This window comes from Achromobacter sp. K91 (genome assembly GCF_003576205.1).
GTDB classification, from domain to species: domain Bacteria; phylum Pseudomonadota; class Gammaproteobacteria; order Burkholderiales; family Burkholderiaceae_B; genus Achromobacter; species Achromobacter aegrifaciens.
Genome location: NZ_QWFB01000050.1, coordinates 25,497 through 40,961 on the forward strand (window position 1 = coordinate 25,497; position 15,465 = coordinate 40,961).

The window sequence follows — 15,465 nt, forward strand, 5'->3', positions numbered from 1 at the left end:
GGAATCGCATGGACCATACCGCCGCTCGTCCCGTGCAGGGACTGCATCACTTCGCCTGGCGCTGCCGGGATGCCGAGGAGACCCGACGCTTCTACGAAGACCTGTTGGGCTTGCCGCTGGTGCATGTCATCAAGAAGGACTCCGTGCCCAGCACCGGTGAATTCTGCCCCTATGTGCATATTTTTTTCCGCATGCGGGACGGCTCCTGCATCGCGTTTTTCGACCTGGGCGACCAGACCGCGGCGCTGCCATCGCCGAACACGCCCGGGTGGGTCAATCACATAGCCCTGCGGGTGCCGCAGCGCGACGATCTGCTTGCCATGAAGGCGCGGCTGGAGGCCCATGGCGTGGAAGTGGTCGGCGTTACGGACCACGACAGCTACATCGAATCGATCTATTTCTTCGATCCCAACGGCCTGCGGCTGGAGCTGACGGTCGAAGTGGCCGCGCCCGAAGTCGTCGAGGGCTATGTGCGGGAGGCCCGCGCGGCGCTGGACCGCTGGACCGAGGACAAGCGGGGCGCCGCGGCGGCGCCGGGGAGACTGGCATGACCAAGCCTGCCTTGCCATTGCGCGTGGCGACGCGCAGGAACGGCACGCGTGACGGCGAGCTGATGCTGGTGAGCCCGTCGGGCCTGCGATGGATATCCGCGGGGAGCTGCGCCGCTACGCTGCAAACCCTGCTGGATGATTGGGATGCGCTGGCGCCGCAGCTCGCCCGCCACGCGCAGGAGCTCGACGCCGCCGAGTGGGCGGGAGCGGGCGCGTTCGACGCCAGCCAGTGCATGGCCCCGTTGCCACGGGCCTATCAGTGGGCGGATGCCTCCGTCTACCGCAATCATGCGCGCTTGATCTACCAGTGGCGCCGGGAGCCCATCCCGCCGCGCTACGAAGAGGAGCCGCTGGTGTACCAGGGCGGGTCGGACGTGATGATCGGGCCGCAGGACGCCATCGTGGCGATCGACGAGGCCCATCAGGTCGACCTGGAAGCCGAGGTCGCCGTGATCACCAAGGATGTGCCCATGGGCACCGATGCCGCCCGGGCCGCCGATTTGATCGCGCTGGTGGTCCTGCTCAACGACGTGTCACTGCGCGGGCTGATTCCGGGTGAGCTCTCCAAGGGCTTTGGGTTCTACCAGAGCAAGCCGGCGACCAGCTTTGCGCCCATCGCGGTGACGCCGGACGCGCTGGGCGCCGCCTGGAAGGATTGCATGCTGGACCTGCCCGTGCGCATCGAGATCAACGGCGAGCGCTTCGGCGAGCCTCACGCCAATAGCGAGATCGTCTTCAACTTCGCACAGATCATCGCGCACCTTGCCAGGACGCGCAGCCTGGCGGCAGGCAGCATCATCGGCGCGGGGACCATCAGCAATGCGGATCCGGGCGCGGGCAGCGCCTGCATTACCGAAGCGCGGGTTCGCGCGCAGCTCGACGGAGTGCCGGAAGCGCGGCTGCCGCCCTACCTGCGGCATGGCGATCGCGTGCGCATCCTGGCGCGCGGACCGGATGGCGATGCGCCGTTCGGCGCCATCGACCAACGTGTGCAAATCGCAGGAGGAGGGCGCTGACGGCGGGGATTTCAGGACAGGGTGCGCGCCGGCATGGCCGACAGATCGTGCAGGTTCAGGCCGCAGCTGCGGGCGCGCTCGGCCATCAATTCGCTATGGGCCAGGGCGCGCCGGCTTTCGTCCAGCAGCACGTCGAGCTGTTCCTGCAGGCTGGCCGCCATGGTCCAGGCGCGTTCGGAGAACCGGGCCGAGAAGCTGTCGGCACAGGTCTTGCAGATGGCTGCACCGTTCTGTTCGAGCAGCGGGGCGCCTTGCGCAAGCGTCGATTGGCAAAAAATGCAGGCGAGTGCGCGATTCATGCTGGGCGGCCGGTCCTGGGGTTGAAGGGGCGCGCAACCCGGCGGGTACCAGCGCCCTGACATCAATGGACAACGGCGCTGGCGGCCAACTCTTAAATCGACGGGCCCTTCTAGTCGACGATAAAGCCCCCCGGACCCGACTGGCCCAGCAGTTCGCGGGCGCATTGCGCCGCCTGGCCGACGGTGGCCACGGCCAGGAATGGCACGCCGAAGGCGCGGGTCATCTTTTCGCCGCGCTTGCGGATCTTGTCCAACGCTTCGGCATTGCCCTCCACGGCGATGAATGCCCGGCAGCGGGCCTTCAGGCGCGGCATGTTGGCGGTCTGCCATTCGATCATGGCCTTGCGGTCGGCCTGGCCGGCTTCCTGCCGCATGTCGGGCACGACCATGACGAAGCTCTGGGGGTTGTTTACCAGCATTTCCATTTCGCGTATCCAGCTGGCGGAATAGCCGTCGGGCGCGCCGCCATGCCTGGACGTGACGATGGGAAACTGGGACAGGTCGTGGAAGAAAAACTGTTCGTGGTTCATTCGAATTCTCCGTGAGGAAGGGCGGCGGCGTTCTTGCCGCAGCCGCAGTGGCCGTAAAGCACCAGGCTGTAGGAGTCCAGCAGGAAGCCGCTGCGCTTGGCGATCTTCCTGACCAGCTGGCCCATGGCCGGGTCGCTGGACTCAAGGATCCGTCCGCAATCGGTGCAGACCAGATGATCGTGGTGTCCTTTGTCGTTGAGCTCGTACACGGTGGTGTGAGCGTCGAGCTGAGTTCGTTTGAGCAGGCCGGCGCCTTCAAGTTGCGTGATGACGCGATAAACGGTGGCCAGTCCGATGTTGCTGCTGTCCGAGAGCAGGTTGCGGTAGATGTCGGCCGGGCTCATGTGCAGGCCGGCGTGCTGATAGAAGAGATCCAGGATCTTCATGCGCGGGAAGGTGGCCTTGATGCCGGCATGGCGCAGTCTTGAGTGGTCCATGGGAGGTTTTCCTTGCGTGGCTGATATCCAGGTGAGAATGATGTACATTTCCAACTGGATCCGCTCACCGGAAACCGTCAACCTGTAGCTCAAACCTGCCAACCATGCTTCACGTGGCCGTTGCGCCTCCCCTGCCGGACGTATTGCTGACGCCGTTCAGCGTCCAGGGACGGCGTGAATCCAAAGGCATTGCCGTACCCTCTCATGTCCATGACGAGGGCATGCTGGTGCTCGTGCACGAGGGGCTGGTACTGGTGCAGGCGGGCGCCCAGGTTTGGACGGTGATGCCGGGCAGTTTGGGCTGGATTCCGCCCGGCGTGCAGCACGGCGCGCGCTGGTTCGGCGAGGCGCGCGGGTCCTTCCTGTACGTGCGCCGCGATGCCTGCGGGCGCCTGCCGGACCGCTGCCGCTCCTGGCCCGCGTCCAGGCTGATCGAAGCCCTGATGGACCGCTTCACGTCGGTCCAGCCGAACACGACCTTGTCTCCCGCCTACCAGGAACAGTTGTTCGACGTGCTGCTGGAAGAGCTCAAGCAGCGCGAGCATGAACCCGTGCTGTTGCCCATGCCTGTCGATCCGCGTTTGCAGGATCTGGCCAATACGCTGCTGGACCGGCCAGACGACACCGCCGGCATCGATGAGTGGGCGCAGCGCCTGAGCATGTCCTCGCGCACGCTGATGCGCCGCTTCCGCCAGGAAACGGGCGTCACGCTGGGGCAATGGCGCCAGCAGGCGCGCCTGTTGCGCGCCCTGGAGCTGCTTTGCCGCGGCGGCTCGGTCACCGAGGCCGGCCTCTCGGTGGGTTACGAGAGCACCAGCGCCTTCATCGGCAGCTTCCGCGCCGCTTTCGGCGTGACGCCTACGCGCTACCTGGCCGAACGCGAGTAGTTCAGCCCCCCGGCCGTGGGCTTTACGGATTTTCACGGTTCTCCGACAGTTTTGCCGATCTTCCCGGACACCCCCTGCCTAGTATGACGCCAGGGTCGGACAGGCCTTTTCGTCCTGCCCGCCATGCTTCAGGGGTGTTTCATGAATGACTTGTTTTTATTGGCGTTGCCGCCGGCCGGGAGTGCGCCGTGAGCCAGCAACGCGTCGGCGCGCTGCTTATCCACGGCTTGGGCGGCACCGAATTCGACATGGGCGCCATGCACAAGGTGCTGGCGCGCGCCGGGGTCGAACCCCACGGCGTGACCTTGCCCGGCCATGCCGGTTGTCCGGAAGACCTGCTTGATGTGACGGTCGAGGACTGGATGGCGGTGGTCACGCAGCGCTATCGCGAACTTTGTGCGCAATACGAGGTACTGCATGTCATCGGCATGTGCCTGGGGGCGCTGCTGGCGGTGGAGCTATGCAAGCGCGAATCGCACACGCGCGGCGCGTTGGTGTCGCTGTCCGCGCCGGTGTTCCTGGATGGATGGAGCACGCCCTGGTACCGGGCCGTGCGCTATCTGGTGTATCGCCTGCCGGGCCTGCGGCGGCGGATTCGCGTGCGCGAGGAAGATCCATATGGAGTCAAGAGCGAACTGGTGCGCGCCTTCATCAAGGCGGGGTTCGCGCGCGGCGACGGTTTCCATTACCAGTGGGTGCCGCTGGCTTGCGTGCGCCAGGTGGACCGGTTGCGCGGCATGGTGCGGCGCGGGCTGGAGCGCATGCGCTGCCCGACTTTGATCATGCATGCGGAAGAGGACGAGCTGACCAGTCCGCGCTCAGCCCGCTTCCTGGAGCGGCGCATATCCCAGTCGACGGTGGTGATGCTGGAGGACAGCTATCACATGATCTGCGTGGACCAGGAGCGCGAACGCGTGATGCGCAATGTGCTGGGCTTCCTGGGCAAGGACCCCGACATCGTCCGAATGCGCAAGCGGGTTCGGGCCCCCGCGGCCGATGTCTGCTCGAGGCAGGCGATGCTGGCGCAGGCCGGCCATTCCTGCGCCGGCTGAAACCCGACTCAGGCCGCGGCGGGCTGGTTGGGGTGCAGCGGGCCTTGCGGGTCGTTCTCGGCGTCCGGCCGGGGCGGCACCGGGGCCAATCCCAGCGCCAGGCGTAGGCGCTGGCAATCCGGATTGGGCGAGCCGTCCGGCATCCAGATGTCGAATTCCCGGCACGGCGTGGGGCGGTTTTCGTAGATGGCGCAATGGATGCCGGGCTGGCCGAGTTCGCCGCGCAGCGAGATGCAGCGGCCGCCGCCGGTTTCCGTGCCCTTCATGCACGCGCGCAGCGGGCTCATCTGGGTGACCAGTTCCACCGGCACATGGCCGCCGTTCTCGCCTGCCAGTTCGCCGCAATAGAACGACACCCTGAAATGCGCACAGCACGCCCCGCAGTCCAGACAGGGGTTGGCGGCCGGGTCGTCGCCTGCCAGGACGGCGGGAGAGACGAAGGAAATGAGAGAGGACTCTAGCAGGGACATGGCGCGCGGAAGGCTGAAAACCTGTCCAGGCCCCGGCTGGCTCGCAAAACGGGCTGCATGATGCAGACCCCCCGTGCAGCGCCGGGATGCGCGCGGACAGGGCCGGCGCGGGATCAGGGCTGCAAATAGTAGCGGGATATGATCGGCGGCCGCCATGCTTTTTTTGCGCATGGGCGGACTTTTATCGGGGACGTTGCTGCGGTAGCATCGGTAGCCCCGATAGCGCCCAGGAGCCTGCCTTGAACGCCAACATCGAATCCCCCGACGGTCTGATCCGTTGCGGCTGGGTGGACACGTCCGCCGAGTACATGGCCTACCACGACACTGAATGGGGCTACCCCGAGGGCGACGACCGGGCGCTGTTCGAGCAGCTTTGCCTGGAAGGATTCCAGTCGGGGTTGAGCTGGCGCACCATCCTGTCCAAGCGCGACGCCTTCCGCCGCGGCTTCGCCAACTTCGAGCCCGCCAAGGTGGCGCGCTTCGGCGAAAAAGAGGTGTTGAGGCTGCTGGACGACGCCGGCATCGTGCGCCATCGCGGCAAGATCGAAGCCGTCATCAACAATGCCGCCCGTGCGCTGGAAATGATCGAGCGCGAAGGCTCGCTGGGCGCCTACCTGTGGCGTTTCGAAGCCCCGAAGGGGGCGCCGTCGACCCGCGGCGCTTCGACCTCGGCGCAATCCGAGGCCTTGTCCAAGGCGCTGAAGAAACTGGGCTGGAAATTTGTCGGGCCCACCACCGTCTACGCTTTCATGCAGTCGGTGGGCATGGTGAATGACCACAGCCCTGATTGCCATTGCCACGCCGCCAGCGAGAAAGCCCGCAAAGCGTTCAAGCGGCCGGCGTAGCGGCCGCGGGGCAGGGAACTCACAGGGCCGGCTTGTCGCCGGAGGCGGAGGATGCGCCAGCCTGTTCCGGCAGGCTGTAGCGGCCTTCGCGATAGGCCCAGCTGGGCCACAGCGCATGCGCCAGCGCCTCGGCCGCCAACTCGGGATCCAGCGGCACGGGTGCGTATTCCTCGGGCGCCGTGTAGCGATATTGCAGCGGCGTCTTGTTGGGCGCCATCACCAGCAGATCGTCTTCCTTCAGATAGCCGTAGGTGTTGTCGTACTGCATGATCGCCCGGCCTGGCGTGCTGCGGGTAAGGTCGTGGCCGATCATCGGGTGCTCGGTGTCCACGCCTATCAGCGACAGCAGGGTCGGCGCCAGGTCGATCTGGCTGATCAGGCGGTCGTCGCGGCGCGGCTCGATGCCGGCGCCCAGGATCACGGCCGGAATATGGAAGTGGCGCACGGGCACCAGGCTGGCGCCGAAGACGCGGGAATCGTGGTCCGCCGCTATCAGGAACACGGTGTTTTCCCAGTACGGCGAGGCTTTGGCGCGTTCAAAGAAGCGGCCCAGCGCCCAGTCGGCGTAGCGCACGGTGTTTTCCACGGTGGCCGGGTTGCCGTCGGTCTGGATGCGGCCTGCCGGGTACTCCCAGGGCGAATGGTTGGACACGCTGAAGGCCAGCGTGAAGGTGGGCTGGTCGCCGTCTTCGCGCAGCAGCCGGTCCAGCTGTTTGAACATGTCTTCGTCCGACGCGCCCCAGGTGCCGACGAAGGCCGGGTCCACGAAATCGGGCCGGTCCACGATCTGCTTGAAACCGTTGCCCAGGAAGAAGCCCTTCATGTTGTCGAAGTGCGATTCGCCGCCGTAGATGAAGCGCGAATGGTAGCCATGGCGTCCGAGCAGGTCGGCCAGCGAGAAGAAGCCGCGCTGCGAGCGCGGCAGCTTCAGCACCGCCTGCGCCGGAGTGGGCAGAAAGCCCGTGACCACCGCTTCCAGCCCGCGCACCGAGCGGGTGCCGGTGGCATAGGCGCGGGTGAAGGTCCAGGCTTCGCGCGCCAGGGCGTCCAGTTCCGGCGTCAGGTCGGCTCCGCCCAGGCCGGCGCAATACTGCGCGCCCAGGCTTTCTTCCAGGATGATCACGAGGTTCAGCGGCCGCGCCGTTTTGCGGGTGGCCACCTGGCGGTGCAGGCTGGGGTAGTCGGGGTTGGCGGGCGGGTTGGGCAGGCCGGCCTGGGCCAGCACCCTCGCGTGCATCTTGTCGTCGTCCATGCCGCCGTACACGGCGGAGGCGGACTTTTCGTTCTTCATGCTGTAGACGGCATAGAACACGTTATAGAGCGAGTTCAACGCCAGCGTGTTGAGCATGCCGTCCGAGCTATAGGCGACCGAGGACGGGTTGATCGGGCGGTGGCCCAGCGTGCCGCGGATGGCCAGGATGACGATGGCCAGGATCGCCAGACTGGCTAGCGGCATCTGCCACCAGCTCAGTTGCGCATCGGGCAGGGCGTGGCCGAACAGGCCGTAGGCGCCCCACCCAATGAGGGCCACGACGGCCAGACCGCCCACCAGTGCGCCCTTGTAGCCGCGCCAGAGCATGCCGGAGACTTCGCGCGGATGCTTCAGGTATTCGACGAACAGGCGGTTGGGGCGGGAGTCGTATTCCAGGATGAAGGGCGGGGTGGCAACTTCCAGGAAGGCCAGCAGGATGAAGGCGACCAAATACCAGTAGCCGGCCAGCGTGGCGGCCAGCGGGATGTGTCCGAACAAGGGCGACAGCACGGCCGGCAGCGCCGCCAGCACGGCGATCTGGTGCGCGTCGATGCGCAGCCCGCCGAGCAGCAGGGGGAGGAGCCCCCCGGCATCGCGCACGCGCTTGGACTGCCAGGCGGCCAGCGCCAGGCGGCTGAGCGTCAGCAGCGCAAATGCCGCTACCACGAAAATCAAGGTCGAATGCCGCATCGGGCCTCCAGGTTGTTCTGCTGCCCGGTCAGAGGGGCCGGGGTCTGTCGTTCAGGCATTTGAGCGTGACCGGCGTCGAAAATTCGGTAGGCGCCGACGTCTGGGTCACATTTCGCCGTAGGAAGCCATTTCGGTTTGTAACCGACCGTCCCAGGGCTGGGCACGCGCCATGCTGCGCAAACCCCGGCTGGCACGCGCCGGGCGCCACCGCCTGGAGAGCCGGGCGAGGAAAAATCCGCACACATTATGGGGCCGGAAAGCCTGGCTGGCCCTGCGGGCCGCGATACCCTTAAAGGTAACGAGGGCCGGTAGCGGTGCGCCGGCCGCAATGCCAAGGATAATAACCATGACGCGCTCAGGAAAAATAGCGATCGGGATTGTAGGGGGAGCGGCGCTCCTCGTGGCGATTTTGGTGGCGGTGATCGCCACCTTCGACTGGAACCGCGCCAAGCCCTTCATCAACGAACGGGCCAGCGCCGCGATCGGACGCCCCTTTGCCATCAACGGCGATCTCAGCGTCAAATGGACTCGCGAGCCCGATGAAGGCAGCTGGCGGGCCTGGGTGCCATGGCCGCATGTGATTGCCAACGATATCTCGGTGGCCAATGTGCCCTGGGCCAAGGCCCCCCAGTTCGCAACCCTCAAGCGCGGCGAGTTCAGCCTGGCGCTCCTGCCGCTGTTGCGCCAGCGCGTGGTCATCCGCCGCATCCAGCTGACCGAACCCGCCGCCGATTTGCAGCGCCTGGCTGACGGCCGCGCCAACTGGGAATTTGCGTTGCCAGAAACCGGCGAGCCTTCGCCCTGGGTGCTGGACATCAACGAGATCGGCTTTGACAAGGGCCGCGCGGCGCTGGTGGACGAAGTCCTCAAGGCGGACCTGACCGTGATGGTGGATCCGCTGGGCAAGCCAGTGCCGTTCGCGGACGTAGCCGGGGCGGCCTTCGCGGCACCGGAGGGTGGCGCCGCGACGTCGCCGCGCGACTACGTATTCGGCTGGAAGCTGGACGGCAAGTTCAAGGGCCTGGCCACCAAGGGCGAAGGCAAGGTTGGCGGCATGCTTGCCCTGCAGGACGCCAGCCAGCCTTTTCCTGTGCAGGCGGACGTGACCATCGGCGGTACCCGGGCGTCAGTCGCGGGGACCTTGACCGATCCGGTCAATCTTGGCTCGCTGGATCTGCGTTTGAAGCTGTCGGGCGCGTCCATGGCGCAGCTGTATCCGCTGACGGGTGTCACCCTGCCGGACACGCCGCCGTATTCCACTGACGGCCATCTGGTGGCCAAGCTGCGCAATCCCGGCGGGGCGGTGTTCGACTACAAGGATTTCAACGGCAAGGTAGGCAACAGCGATCTGCATGGCGACATCAGCTTCGCACTGGGTATGCCCCGGCCCAAGCTGACCGGCAAGCTTTCCTCCAAACAATTGCGCATGGAGGACCTGGGGCCGCTGATCGGCGTGCCGTCGGGCAAGGTGGCGGGCGCCGCAACGGACAAGGCCAAGGACGCGCCGGCCAAGCCCAAGGGCGGCAAGGTGCTGCCCACGCAGGCATTCCGCACCGACCGCTGGCGTGACATGGATGCGGACGTTGCGCTGGACGCCGGCCGCATCGTGCACGACAGCAAGCTGCCGCTGTCGGACCTGTCCGTGCACCTGGTGCTGCAGGACGGCAAGCTGACGCTCGACCCCCTGCGCTTCGGCATGGCCGGCGGCAACATCAATTCCACCATACGGCTGGACGGCTCCGGCTCGACCCTGACCGGGCGCGTGGACATCAGCGCGCGCCGCCTGCGGCTCAAGCAGCTGTTTCCCGCCACAGCCGCCATGCAGAAAACGCTGGGCGAGCTGAATGGCGACATGGCGGTGAGCGGCGCGGGGAATTCGGTGGCCGCCTTGCTGGGCACGGCGACGGGCGATGTGAAAATGCTGGTCAACGATGGCGTCATCAGCCGCAGCCTGATGGAGATCGCGGGGCTCAACGTGGGCAACTACGTCGTCTCCAAGCTGTTCGGCGACGACGAGGTGAAGATCAATTGCGGCGCGGCCGATCTGGAAATGAAGAACGGCGTCATGACGCCGCGCGTGTTCGTGTTCGACACCGAGAACGCGCTGATCAGCATTACCGGCACGGCTGACTTCAAGAACGAGAAGATGGACCTGGACATCACCCCGGACAGCAAGGGCTTCCGCATCTTCTCGCTGCGCTCTCCCTTGTATGTGCGGGGTACGTTCGGATCGCCGGACGTAGGCGTGCATGTGTTGCCGCTGGCGGCGCGTGGCGCGGGCATGGTGGCCCTGGGCGTACTGCTGACGCCGGCCGCCGGGCTGTTGGCGCTGGTTGCGCCCAGCACCACCGACGACAATGCCTGCGGTCCCTTGCTGAAGGAGATGCGCGTGCCGCCCAAGGCCCCGCCGCCCGCTCAGCCCAAAGGCAAATAGGACTCAGGCCGGGGAGGCCCGGCGCGCTCCGGCCTGGGCATCGTCGTCCGCGACGCAGACGGCGTTGCGGCCATGGTTCTTGGCGTAGTAGAGCGCCTGGTCGGCGCGCTGTAGTACGGCGTCGAGCGTCGCGCCATGTGCGGGGTAGGCCGCCACGCCTGCCGAAATGGTGAGGGGCGTGGCGACGGCGCCCGGCTCCGTGGCAATGCGCTGGCGCAGCCGCTCGACCAGCGCGATGGCGGCTTCCAGGGGTGCGCCGGGCAGCAGCATGACGAATTCTTCGCCGCCGGCGCGCGCCACGGTGTCGCCGCTGCGCGAACCTTCGCCCATCAGCTTGGCCAGGGACTGCAGTGCGCGGTCTCCCACCGCGTGGCCGTAGTGGTCATTGATGTGCTTGAAGTGGTCAATGTCGATGACCACGGCGGCCACCGGTTGCTTCTCGGCTTGCAGCAGCGCCAGCGCCTCGTCCATTCCTCGCCGGTTCAAGAGGCCCGTCAAGGTATCCGTGGTGGTTTCACGGCGCAGGTCGCGGATCTTGTGATGGATCGAGGACAGGCCCGCCAGCAGCGCGCGCTTGAGTTGCGCGGCTTCAAAGTACCAGGAGCGCACGTCGCGGATGCGATCCGCCGAATCCGCGTTCTGCATGTGCTTGGCGATGCCGGCCAGTTCGCCTAGCGGCCGGGCGATCCAGCGCGACAGCAGCCAGATGGAGGCCACGGAAAGCAGCAGCAGGGGCAAGGTATGGAGAGCCGTGGTCAGAAGCAGATCGCCCAGGGGCTGCAACGTGGCGTCGACGTGGCGTTGCGCGATGATGCTCCAGCCCATGCCGGGCACTGGCGCATAGCCCGTCAGCAAGGCGTGGCCGTCGTCGTCGGTGAAGCGCATTTCACCGGTTTCGCCCCGCAAGGCGGGGGCGAACGCGTCGGATTTGGAGACGCTTTGTCCCAACCGGCCGCGGTCGGGGTGATAGATCAGGGTGCCGTTGCGATCGATGACGTAAAGAGAGGAGTCGCCGCGGTAGAAGTGCTGGCTCAGCAGGTGATCCAGCATGTTGTGCTCATGCAGGTAGAGAGTGCCGCCGAGAAACCCCAGATAGCGGTGGTCGGCCGAGAAAATAGGGTGGGTGTACAGGATCAGCCAGCGGTTCTTGAGGTCCAGGAACGGAGGGCTGACCGTGGGGAGCAAGGTTGCCTGCGCGCGCCTGACGGCCTCGCTGTTCAGCTGCTGGCCCAGTAACGCGCGGTCTGATGTCGATGCCGCCAGTACCTTGCCTTGCGGCGACACGACAAACGTGGAGTTGAATTGGCCGAGTTGCCGTTCCTGCCGCTGCGTCTCGGCCACCATGTGTTCGGGGTGCACTTCCATGTCGGCCAGCATTTCCGCGCTATACGACAGATAGTTTCTGAGGTCGGTCAGGAACACGTCGGTCACGGAAGCCAGCTTGGACGCGTAGGCCTGATTGAGTTCCAGCGCGGTGCGCAGCAGAAGGTCGCGCTGCACCAGGTAGCTGGCATGCAGGCTGCCCATCAGCGCGAGCACAACCGACAGCAAGCTGATCCACAGGATGAGATGCCGCAGATTGATCCGGAACATGACGTTATCCGTTGGGTATGCTTTCGGTCAGCGCGTCCCAGGCTCTCATTGCCTGTCTGGCCACGGCTTGCAAGGTCTTGCGGCTGGCGCCGTCGCGCGCCTGGATCGACATGCCGTGCAGCACGGTGGTGTAGAAGGCGGCCAGGCTCTTGAGGTCGGCGCCGGCCGGCAGTTCGCCATGCGAGGCGCCGGCATTGAGGCGGGCCAGGATGCGGCTTTGCATGTCGCGGCGGTTGTCGCCCAGGAAGTCGCCCACGCCGGCCGGATTTACGCAGCCTGCCGGCGCGCTCAGCACGATCATGCAGCCCGAGGGCGTGCCGGGAGCGGTGAAGCGTTCGGCGGACGCCAGCAGCATGGACTGGATGGCTTCGCGCGCCGTGGGCGCTTCTTGCAGCGCACGCCGGGCCGAGCCACCCTCGGTCTCGCGGTAGAGCTCCACCGCTTCGCGGAATAGTCCTTCCTTTGAGCCGAATGCGCCATAGAGGCTGGGCGAGTTGATGCCCATCGCCGCCGTGAGGTCGGTCAGCGATGCTCCGTCATATCCCTTCGACCAGAAGACGTCCATGGCCTTGCGCAAGGCCTGGGCACGGTCGAAGTTCCTGGGGCGCCCACGTTCTGCCATAGGCGTGATTTTACCCGGCAGGGATTTTTGTGGTGATTGATAAAAAAATAGTTGACGGGCGATGGAGGGCTCGGCGAATATATTTGTACTGATCACTACAAATATGGGTATCGCAATGCCGAATCTGACTGGAAAAATTGCCTTCGTCACCGGCGGCAGCCGGGGTATCGGGGCCGCCATCGTGCGCCGCCTTGCAGCCGATGGCGCCGACGTGGCGTTCACTTACGTGAGCGCCTCCTCGGCCGCCGGTGCGCAGGCGCTGGCGCGTGAACTGTCGGTGGACGGGCGCCGCGCGCTCGCCATCCAGGCAGATGCGGCAGACGCGTCCGCAGTCCGCGGCGCGGTCGACCGGGCCATCGCCGAGCTGGGCCCTATCGACGTGCTGGTCAACAACGCCGGCATCTTCCTGACCGGCGCGATAGGCGAGACCAGCCTCGACGACTACGAACGCACCATGGACATCAACGTGCGCGCGCCCTTCGTCGCCATCCAGGCGGTACAGGCGTCCATGCCGGACGGCGGACGCATCATCAACATCGGCAGCTGCCTGGCAGGCCGCGCGGGCCGCGCCGGTGTCGCGCTGTATGCCGCCAGCAAGTCCGCGCTGGTCGGCCTGACCCAGGGCCTGGCGCGCGACCTGGGCGCACGTGGCATCACCGCCAACGTAGTGCACCCCGGCCCGATCGACACCGACATGAATCCCGCCGACGGCGCGCATGCGGCGGATCTGGTGGCGGTGCTGTCCTTGCCGCACTACGGCGAAGCGCGCGACATCGCCGGCATGGTGGCGTTCCTGGCCGGGCCGGAAGGGCGCTACGTCACGGGTGCGAGCCTGGCGGTGGACGGCGGATTTGCGGCTTGAGGCCGGTCTGGAAAAAGTTTTTTCCACCTGACTTGCACAAACCAAAAAAGCTGCATATAATCTTTCTTCTTCGCACTACACACATAACGAAACGCAGCGGCAGCGGACTAAACAACGCGCAGCAAAGCGGACGAGACTGAGTGAAGTTGCAGGGCTGTTAGCTCAGTTGGTAGAGCAGCGGACTCTTAATCCGTAGGTCGAGTGTTCGAGCCACTCACAGCCCACCAGAATTTCAAAGGCCGTTGACGTCATCGTCAACGGCCTTTTGTTTTTGCCGCGTCAAGCTGATGTCAGGGCAGGCTGCGTGAATCGCCGGGTGTAGGGAAAACGCATCCGCGCAGCGGTGGAAAAAGCGCGATGGCGGGGCATGGACTTTGATATGATTGCTAATCATTCTTATTCCAGTATTTCCTCGCGCGCACCATGTCCGCTCCCGATACCGCCCGCCACGCGGCCTTGTTGACCTGGTACAGCGATCATCATGGCTGGCTGGTCGGGTGGCTGCGCCGCAAGCTGGGCTCGTCCTGCGACGCGGCTGATTTCGCGCAGGACACCTTTGTGCGGTTGATCGGCCGCGACGATCTGGCGGCGATCAGGACGCCGCGCGCCTACCTCACGACGACCGCCACCCGGCTGGTGATCGACGACGCACGGCGGCGCAAGCTTGAGGCGGTTTGCCTGGAAAGCTGGGCCATCCTGCATGGTGGCGAGACCTCGCCCGCTCCCGAACAGTTGCTTGAAACCGTCGAGATCCTGGCGGAACTGGCGCGCATGCTCGATGCCTTGCCCGCCAAGCCGCGCAGCGCCTTTCTGCTGCATCGGCTGGAGGGATGGAACTACGGCGAGATCGCGGTCGAACTGGGCGTCTCTTCCAGCATGGTGAAGCAGTATGTCGCGCGCGCGCTTGCCCATTGCTACTTGGTGATGGAGGCGGCGTGAAGGCAGAGGCTATCCCTTGCGTCGTGGCGGACGCGGCCCAATGGATGGCCACCTTGCGCGATGAGTGCGCGAGCGACGCCGACCGCGAAGCCTGTCTGCGGTGGCGGGCCGCGGATCCCGAGCACGAACGGGTCTATCGCCGGCTTGAGGATCTTTGGGGAAGTTTCGACCGGGCCGCGGCCTTCGATTCGCCTGCGGCAGCCCGCCGCATCCTGGAGCAGGCCGACCGCAAGCCGCGTACCGGCCGCCGCGCACTGGGAGCGGCCGCGCTGGCATTGCTGGTGTGTGGGGCCGGCCTGTGGCGCATGGCGCCGCCGGCCTGGCTGCTGGCCGATCACCGCAGCGGAGTCGGCGAGTGGCGCGTCATCGAACTGGACGACCACAGCCGCATTACCTTGAACAGCGATTCGGCGATCGACGTGCGCTTCGATGCCCGGCAACGGCTGATCACCTTGCGGCAAGGAGAGATCCTCGTCGACGTGGCGCACGAGGACGCGGGACGGCCCTTCGTGGTGCAGACGCCGGACGGCACGGCGCAGGCGCTGGGCACGCGTTATGCGGTGCGGCGCGGCGACGGCCATACGGATGTGGTCGTGCAGGAATCCCGTGTGCGGGCCTGCGCTCAGGCTCCCGCGCCGGTGTGCGCCGATCTGGCGGCGGGGCAGCGCGTGCGCATGGGCGCGGGCCAAGTCGGCGAGGTTGAACCAGTAGACGCAGAACAGGCGCTAGCCTGGACACGGCACAGCCTGGTGGTGGATAACCAGCCACTGGCCGATGTACTGGCGGAGCTGAGCCGCTACCGCAAGGGGCGCCTGCAGTACGACGCGGGTTCTCTGGATGGCCTGCGCGTGTCGGGCGTATTCCCGCTGGAAGCGCCCGATCAGGCCCTGGCATCGCTGGCGGCCAGCCTCCCCATCACGGTCAACCGATACACGTCCTGGCTGGTGCTGGTGCAGCGTCGTTGAAAAAAATCTGCATTCCGCTGT

16 protein-coding genes and 1 tRNA gene are annotated in these 15,465 nt (G+C 66.1%); 10 read left to right on the forward strand and 7 right to left on the reverse strand.

Features of this window, described 5'->3' with window-relative positions; genetic code table 11:
- Positions 1-8: 8 nt before the first annotated feature.
- Positions 9-551 carry a VOC family protein gene (locus DXK93_RS24455; RefSeq protein ID WP_054457565.1) on the forward strand — a complete coding sequence of 181 codons (543 nt, stop codon included), beginning with the start codon at positions 9-11 and terminating at the stop codon, positions 549-551.
- Positions 548-1,567 carry a fumarylacetoacetate hydrolase family protein gene (locus DXK93_RS24460; RefSeq protein ID WP_119451419.1) on the forward strand — a complete coding sequence of 340 codons (1,020 nt, stop codon included), beginning with the start codon at positions 548-550 and terminating at the stop codon, positions 1,565-1,567. Before DXK93_RS24455 ends, DXK93_RS24460 begins: the two co-directional genes overlap by 4 nt.
- A gap of 11 nt (positions 1,568-1,578) precedes the next feature.
- On the opposite strand, the gene DXK93_RS24465 is transcribed toward DXK93_RS24460, so the two are convergent.
- The 3 genes from DXK93_RS24465 to DXK93_RS24475 all read right to left on the reverse strand — a co-directional run bounded on the left by DXK93_RS24465 (position 1,579) and on the right by DXK93_RS24475 (position 2,833).
- Positions 1,579-1,866 (reverse strand): MSHA biogenesis protein MshH, encoded by a 288-nt coding sequence (locus tag DXK93_RS24465; protein WP_119451420.1) that lies wholly within the window; start codon positions 1,864-1,866, stop codon positions 1,579-1,581.
- A 110-nt stretch (positions 1,867-1,976) separates the two neighbouring features.
- The gene (locus tag DXK93_RS24470) at positions 1,977-2,396 is read right to left on the reverse strand and encodes a hypothetical protein (protein WP_054457562.1); all 420 of its coding nucleotides are present in this window, start codon (positions 2,394-2,396) and stop codon (positions 1,977-1,979) included.
- Positions 2,393-2,833 (reverse strand): Fur family transcriptional regulator, encoded by a 441-nt coding sequence (locus tag DXK93_RS24475; RefSeq protein WP_054457561.1) that lies wholly within the window; start codon positions 2,831-2,833, stop codon positions 2,393-2,395. The genes DXK93_RS24470 and DXK93_RS24475 overlap by 4 nt, the downstream gene beginning before the upstream one ends.
- Positions 2,834-2,937: 104 nt before the next feature.
- Here DXK93_RS24475 and DXK93_RS24480 point away from each other — a divergent pair, with 104 nt between their 5' ends.
- Positions 2,938-3,720, forward strand: coding sequence for an AraC family transcriptional regulator (locus DXK93_RS24480; protein WP_119451421.1), 783 nt, complete (start codon positions 2,938-2,940; stop codon positions 3,718-3,720).
- 188 nt (positions 3,721-3,908) lie between these two features.
- A complete protein-coding gene (locus DXK93_RS24485) occupies positions 3,909-4,772 on the forward strand; it encodes a carboxylesterase (RefSeq protein ID WP_119451422.1) in 864 nt (287 codons plus the stop codon).
- 8 nt (positions 4,773-4,780) lie between these two features.
- Here the strand turns inward: DXK93_RS24485 and DXK93_RS24490 are convergent, their stop codons facing one another.
- Complete coding sequence (locus tag DXK93_RS24490; RefSeq protein ID WP_059373686.1) at positions 4,781-5,242, reverse strand: YkgJ family cysteine cluster protein; 462 nt, start codon at positions 5,240-5,242, stop codon at positions 4,781-4,783.
- 239 nt (positions 5,243-5,481) lie between these two features.
- Between DXK93_RS24490 and DXK93_RS24495 the strand changes: the two genes are divergently transcribed.
- Positions 5,482-6,087, forward strand: a complete 606-nt coding sequence (locus tag DXK93_RS24495) for a DNA-3-methyladenine glycosylase I (RefSeq protein ID WP_119451423.1) — start codon at positions 5,482-5,484, stop codon at positions 6,085-6,087.
- Positions 6,088-6,106: 19 nt separating this feature from the next.
- On the opposite strand, the gene DXK93_RS24500 is transcribed toward DXK93_RS24495, so the two are convergent.
- A complete protein-coding gene (locus tag DXK93_RS24500; RefSeq protein WP_119451424.1) occupies positions 6,107-8,029 on the reverse strand; it encodes an LTA synthase family protein in 1,923 nt (640 codons plus the stop codon).
- Positions 8,030-8,375: 346 nt separating this feature from the next.
- Here DXK93_RS24500 and DXK93_RS24510 point away from each other — a divergent pair, with 346 nt between their 5' ends.
- On the forward strand, positions 8,376-10,463 hold the full coding sequence (locus DXK93_RS24510; RefSeq protein ID WP_119451425.1) for an AsmA family protein: 2,088 nt from the start codon (positions 8,376-8,378) through the stop codon (positions 10,461-10,463).
- 3 nt (positions 10,464-10,466) lie between these two features.
- On the opposite strand, the gene DXK93_RS24515 is transcribed toward DXK93_RS24510, so the two are convergent.
- Positions 10,467-12,056, reverse strand: a complete 1,590-nt coding sequence (locus tag DXK93_RS24515) for a sensor domain-containing diguanylate cyclase (protein WP_119451426.1) — start codon at positions 12,054-12,056, stop codon at positions 10,467-10,469.
- 4 nt (positions 12,057-12,060) lie between these two features.
- Complete coding sequence (locus DXK93_RS24520) at positions 12,061-12,678, reverse strand: TetR/AcrR family transcriptional regulator (protein ID WP_054457553.1); 618 nt, start codon at positions 12,676-12,678, stop codon at positions 12,061-12,063.
- Between the two features lie 115 nt (positions 12,679-12,793).
- Here DXK93_RS24520 and DXK93_RS24525 point away from each other — a divergent pair, with 115 nt between their 5' ends.
- The 4 genes from DXK93_RS24525 (at position 12,794) to DXK93_RS24540 (ending at position 15,444) form a co-directional block, all read left to right on the forward strand.
- Positions 12,794-13,540 (forward strand): SDR family oxidoreductase, encoded by a 747-nt coding sequence (locus tag DXK93_RS24525; RefSeq protein WP_119451427.1) that lies wholly within the window; start codon positions 12,794-12,796, stop codon positions 13,538-13,540.
- A gap of 151 nt (positions 13,541-13,691) precedes the next feature.
- Positions 13,692-13,767: transfer RNA gene (locus DXK93_RS24530), tRNA-Lys, on the forward strand.
- A gap of 196 nt (positions 13,768-13,963) precedes the next feature.
- A complete protein-coding gene (locus tag DXK93_RS24535) occupies positions 13,964-14,479 on the forward strand; it encodes a sigma-70 family RNA polymerase sigma factor (protein ID WP_054457552.1) in 516 nt (171 codons plus the stop codon).
- Complete coding sequence (locus tag DXK93_RS24540; protein ID WP_125472061.1) at positions 14,476-15,444, forward strand: FecR family protein; 969 nt, start codon at positions 14,476-14,478, stop codon at positions 15,442-15,444. Before DXK93_RS24535 ends, DXK93_RS24540 begins: the two co-directional genes overlap by 4 nt.
- Positions 15,445-15,465: the final 21 nt, after the last annotated feature.

What these genes read in the sequence shown, in the direction of transcription:
- DXK93_RS24535 (WP_054457552.1), top strand. Translation starts at nt 13,964, where the DNA reads ATGTCCGCTCCCGATACCGCCCGCCACGCGGCCTTGTTGACCTGGTAC.
- DXK93_RS24475 (WP_054457561.1), bottom strand. Translation starts at nt 2,833, where the DNA reads ATGGACCACTCAAGACTGCGCCATGCCGGCATCAAGGCCACCTTCCCG.
- DXK93_RS24460 (WP_119451419.1), top strand. Translation starts at nt 548, where the DNA reads ATGACCAAGCCTGCCTTGCCATTGCGCGTGGCGACGCGCAGGAACGGC.
- DXK93_RS24500 (WP_119451424.1), bottom strand. Translation starts at nt 8,029, where the DNA reads ATGCGGCATTCGACCTTGATTTTCGTGGTAGCGGCATTTGCGCTGCTG.
- DXK93_RS24510 (WP_119451425.1), top strand. Translation starts at nt 8,376, where the DNA reads ATGACGCGCTCAGGAAAAATAGCGATCGGGATTGTAGGGGGAGCGGCG.
- DXK93_RS24465 (WP_119451420.1), bottom strand. Translation starts at nt 1,866, where the DNA reads ATGAATCGCGCACTCGCCTGCATTTTTTGCCAATCGACGCTTGCGCAA.
- DXK93_RS24520 (WP_054457553.1), bottom strand. Translation starts at nt 12,678, where the DNA reads ATGGCAGAACGTGGGCGCCCCAGGAACTTCGACCGTGCCCAGGCCTTG.
- DXK93_RS24490 (WP_059373686.1), bottom strand. Translation starts at nt 5,242, where the DNA reads ATGTCCCTGCTAGAGTCCTCTCTCATTTCCTTCGTCTCTCCCGCCGTC.
- DXK93_RS24470 (WP_054457562.1), bottom strand. Translation starts at nt 2,396, where the DNA reads ATGAACCACGAACAGTTTTTCTTCCACGACCTGTCCCAGTTTCCCATC.
- DXK93_RS24525 (WP_119451427.1), top strand. Translation starts at nt 12,794, where the DNA reads ATGCCGAATCTGACTGGAAAAATTGCCTTCGTCACCGGCGGCAGCCGG.
- DXK93_RS24455 (WP_054457565.1), top strand. Translation starts at nt 9, where the DNA reads ATGGACCATACCGCCGCTCGTCCCGTGCAGGGACTGCATCACTTCGCC.
- DXK93_RS24515 (WP_119451426.1), bottom strand. Translation starts at nt 12,056, where the DNA reads ATGTTCCGGATCAATCTGCGGCATCTCATCCTGTGGATCAGCTTGCTG.
- DXK93_RS24480 (WP_119451421.1), top strand. Translation starts at nt 2,938, where the DNA reads ATGCTTCACGTGGCCGTTGCGCCTCCCCTGCCGGACGTATTGCTGACG.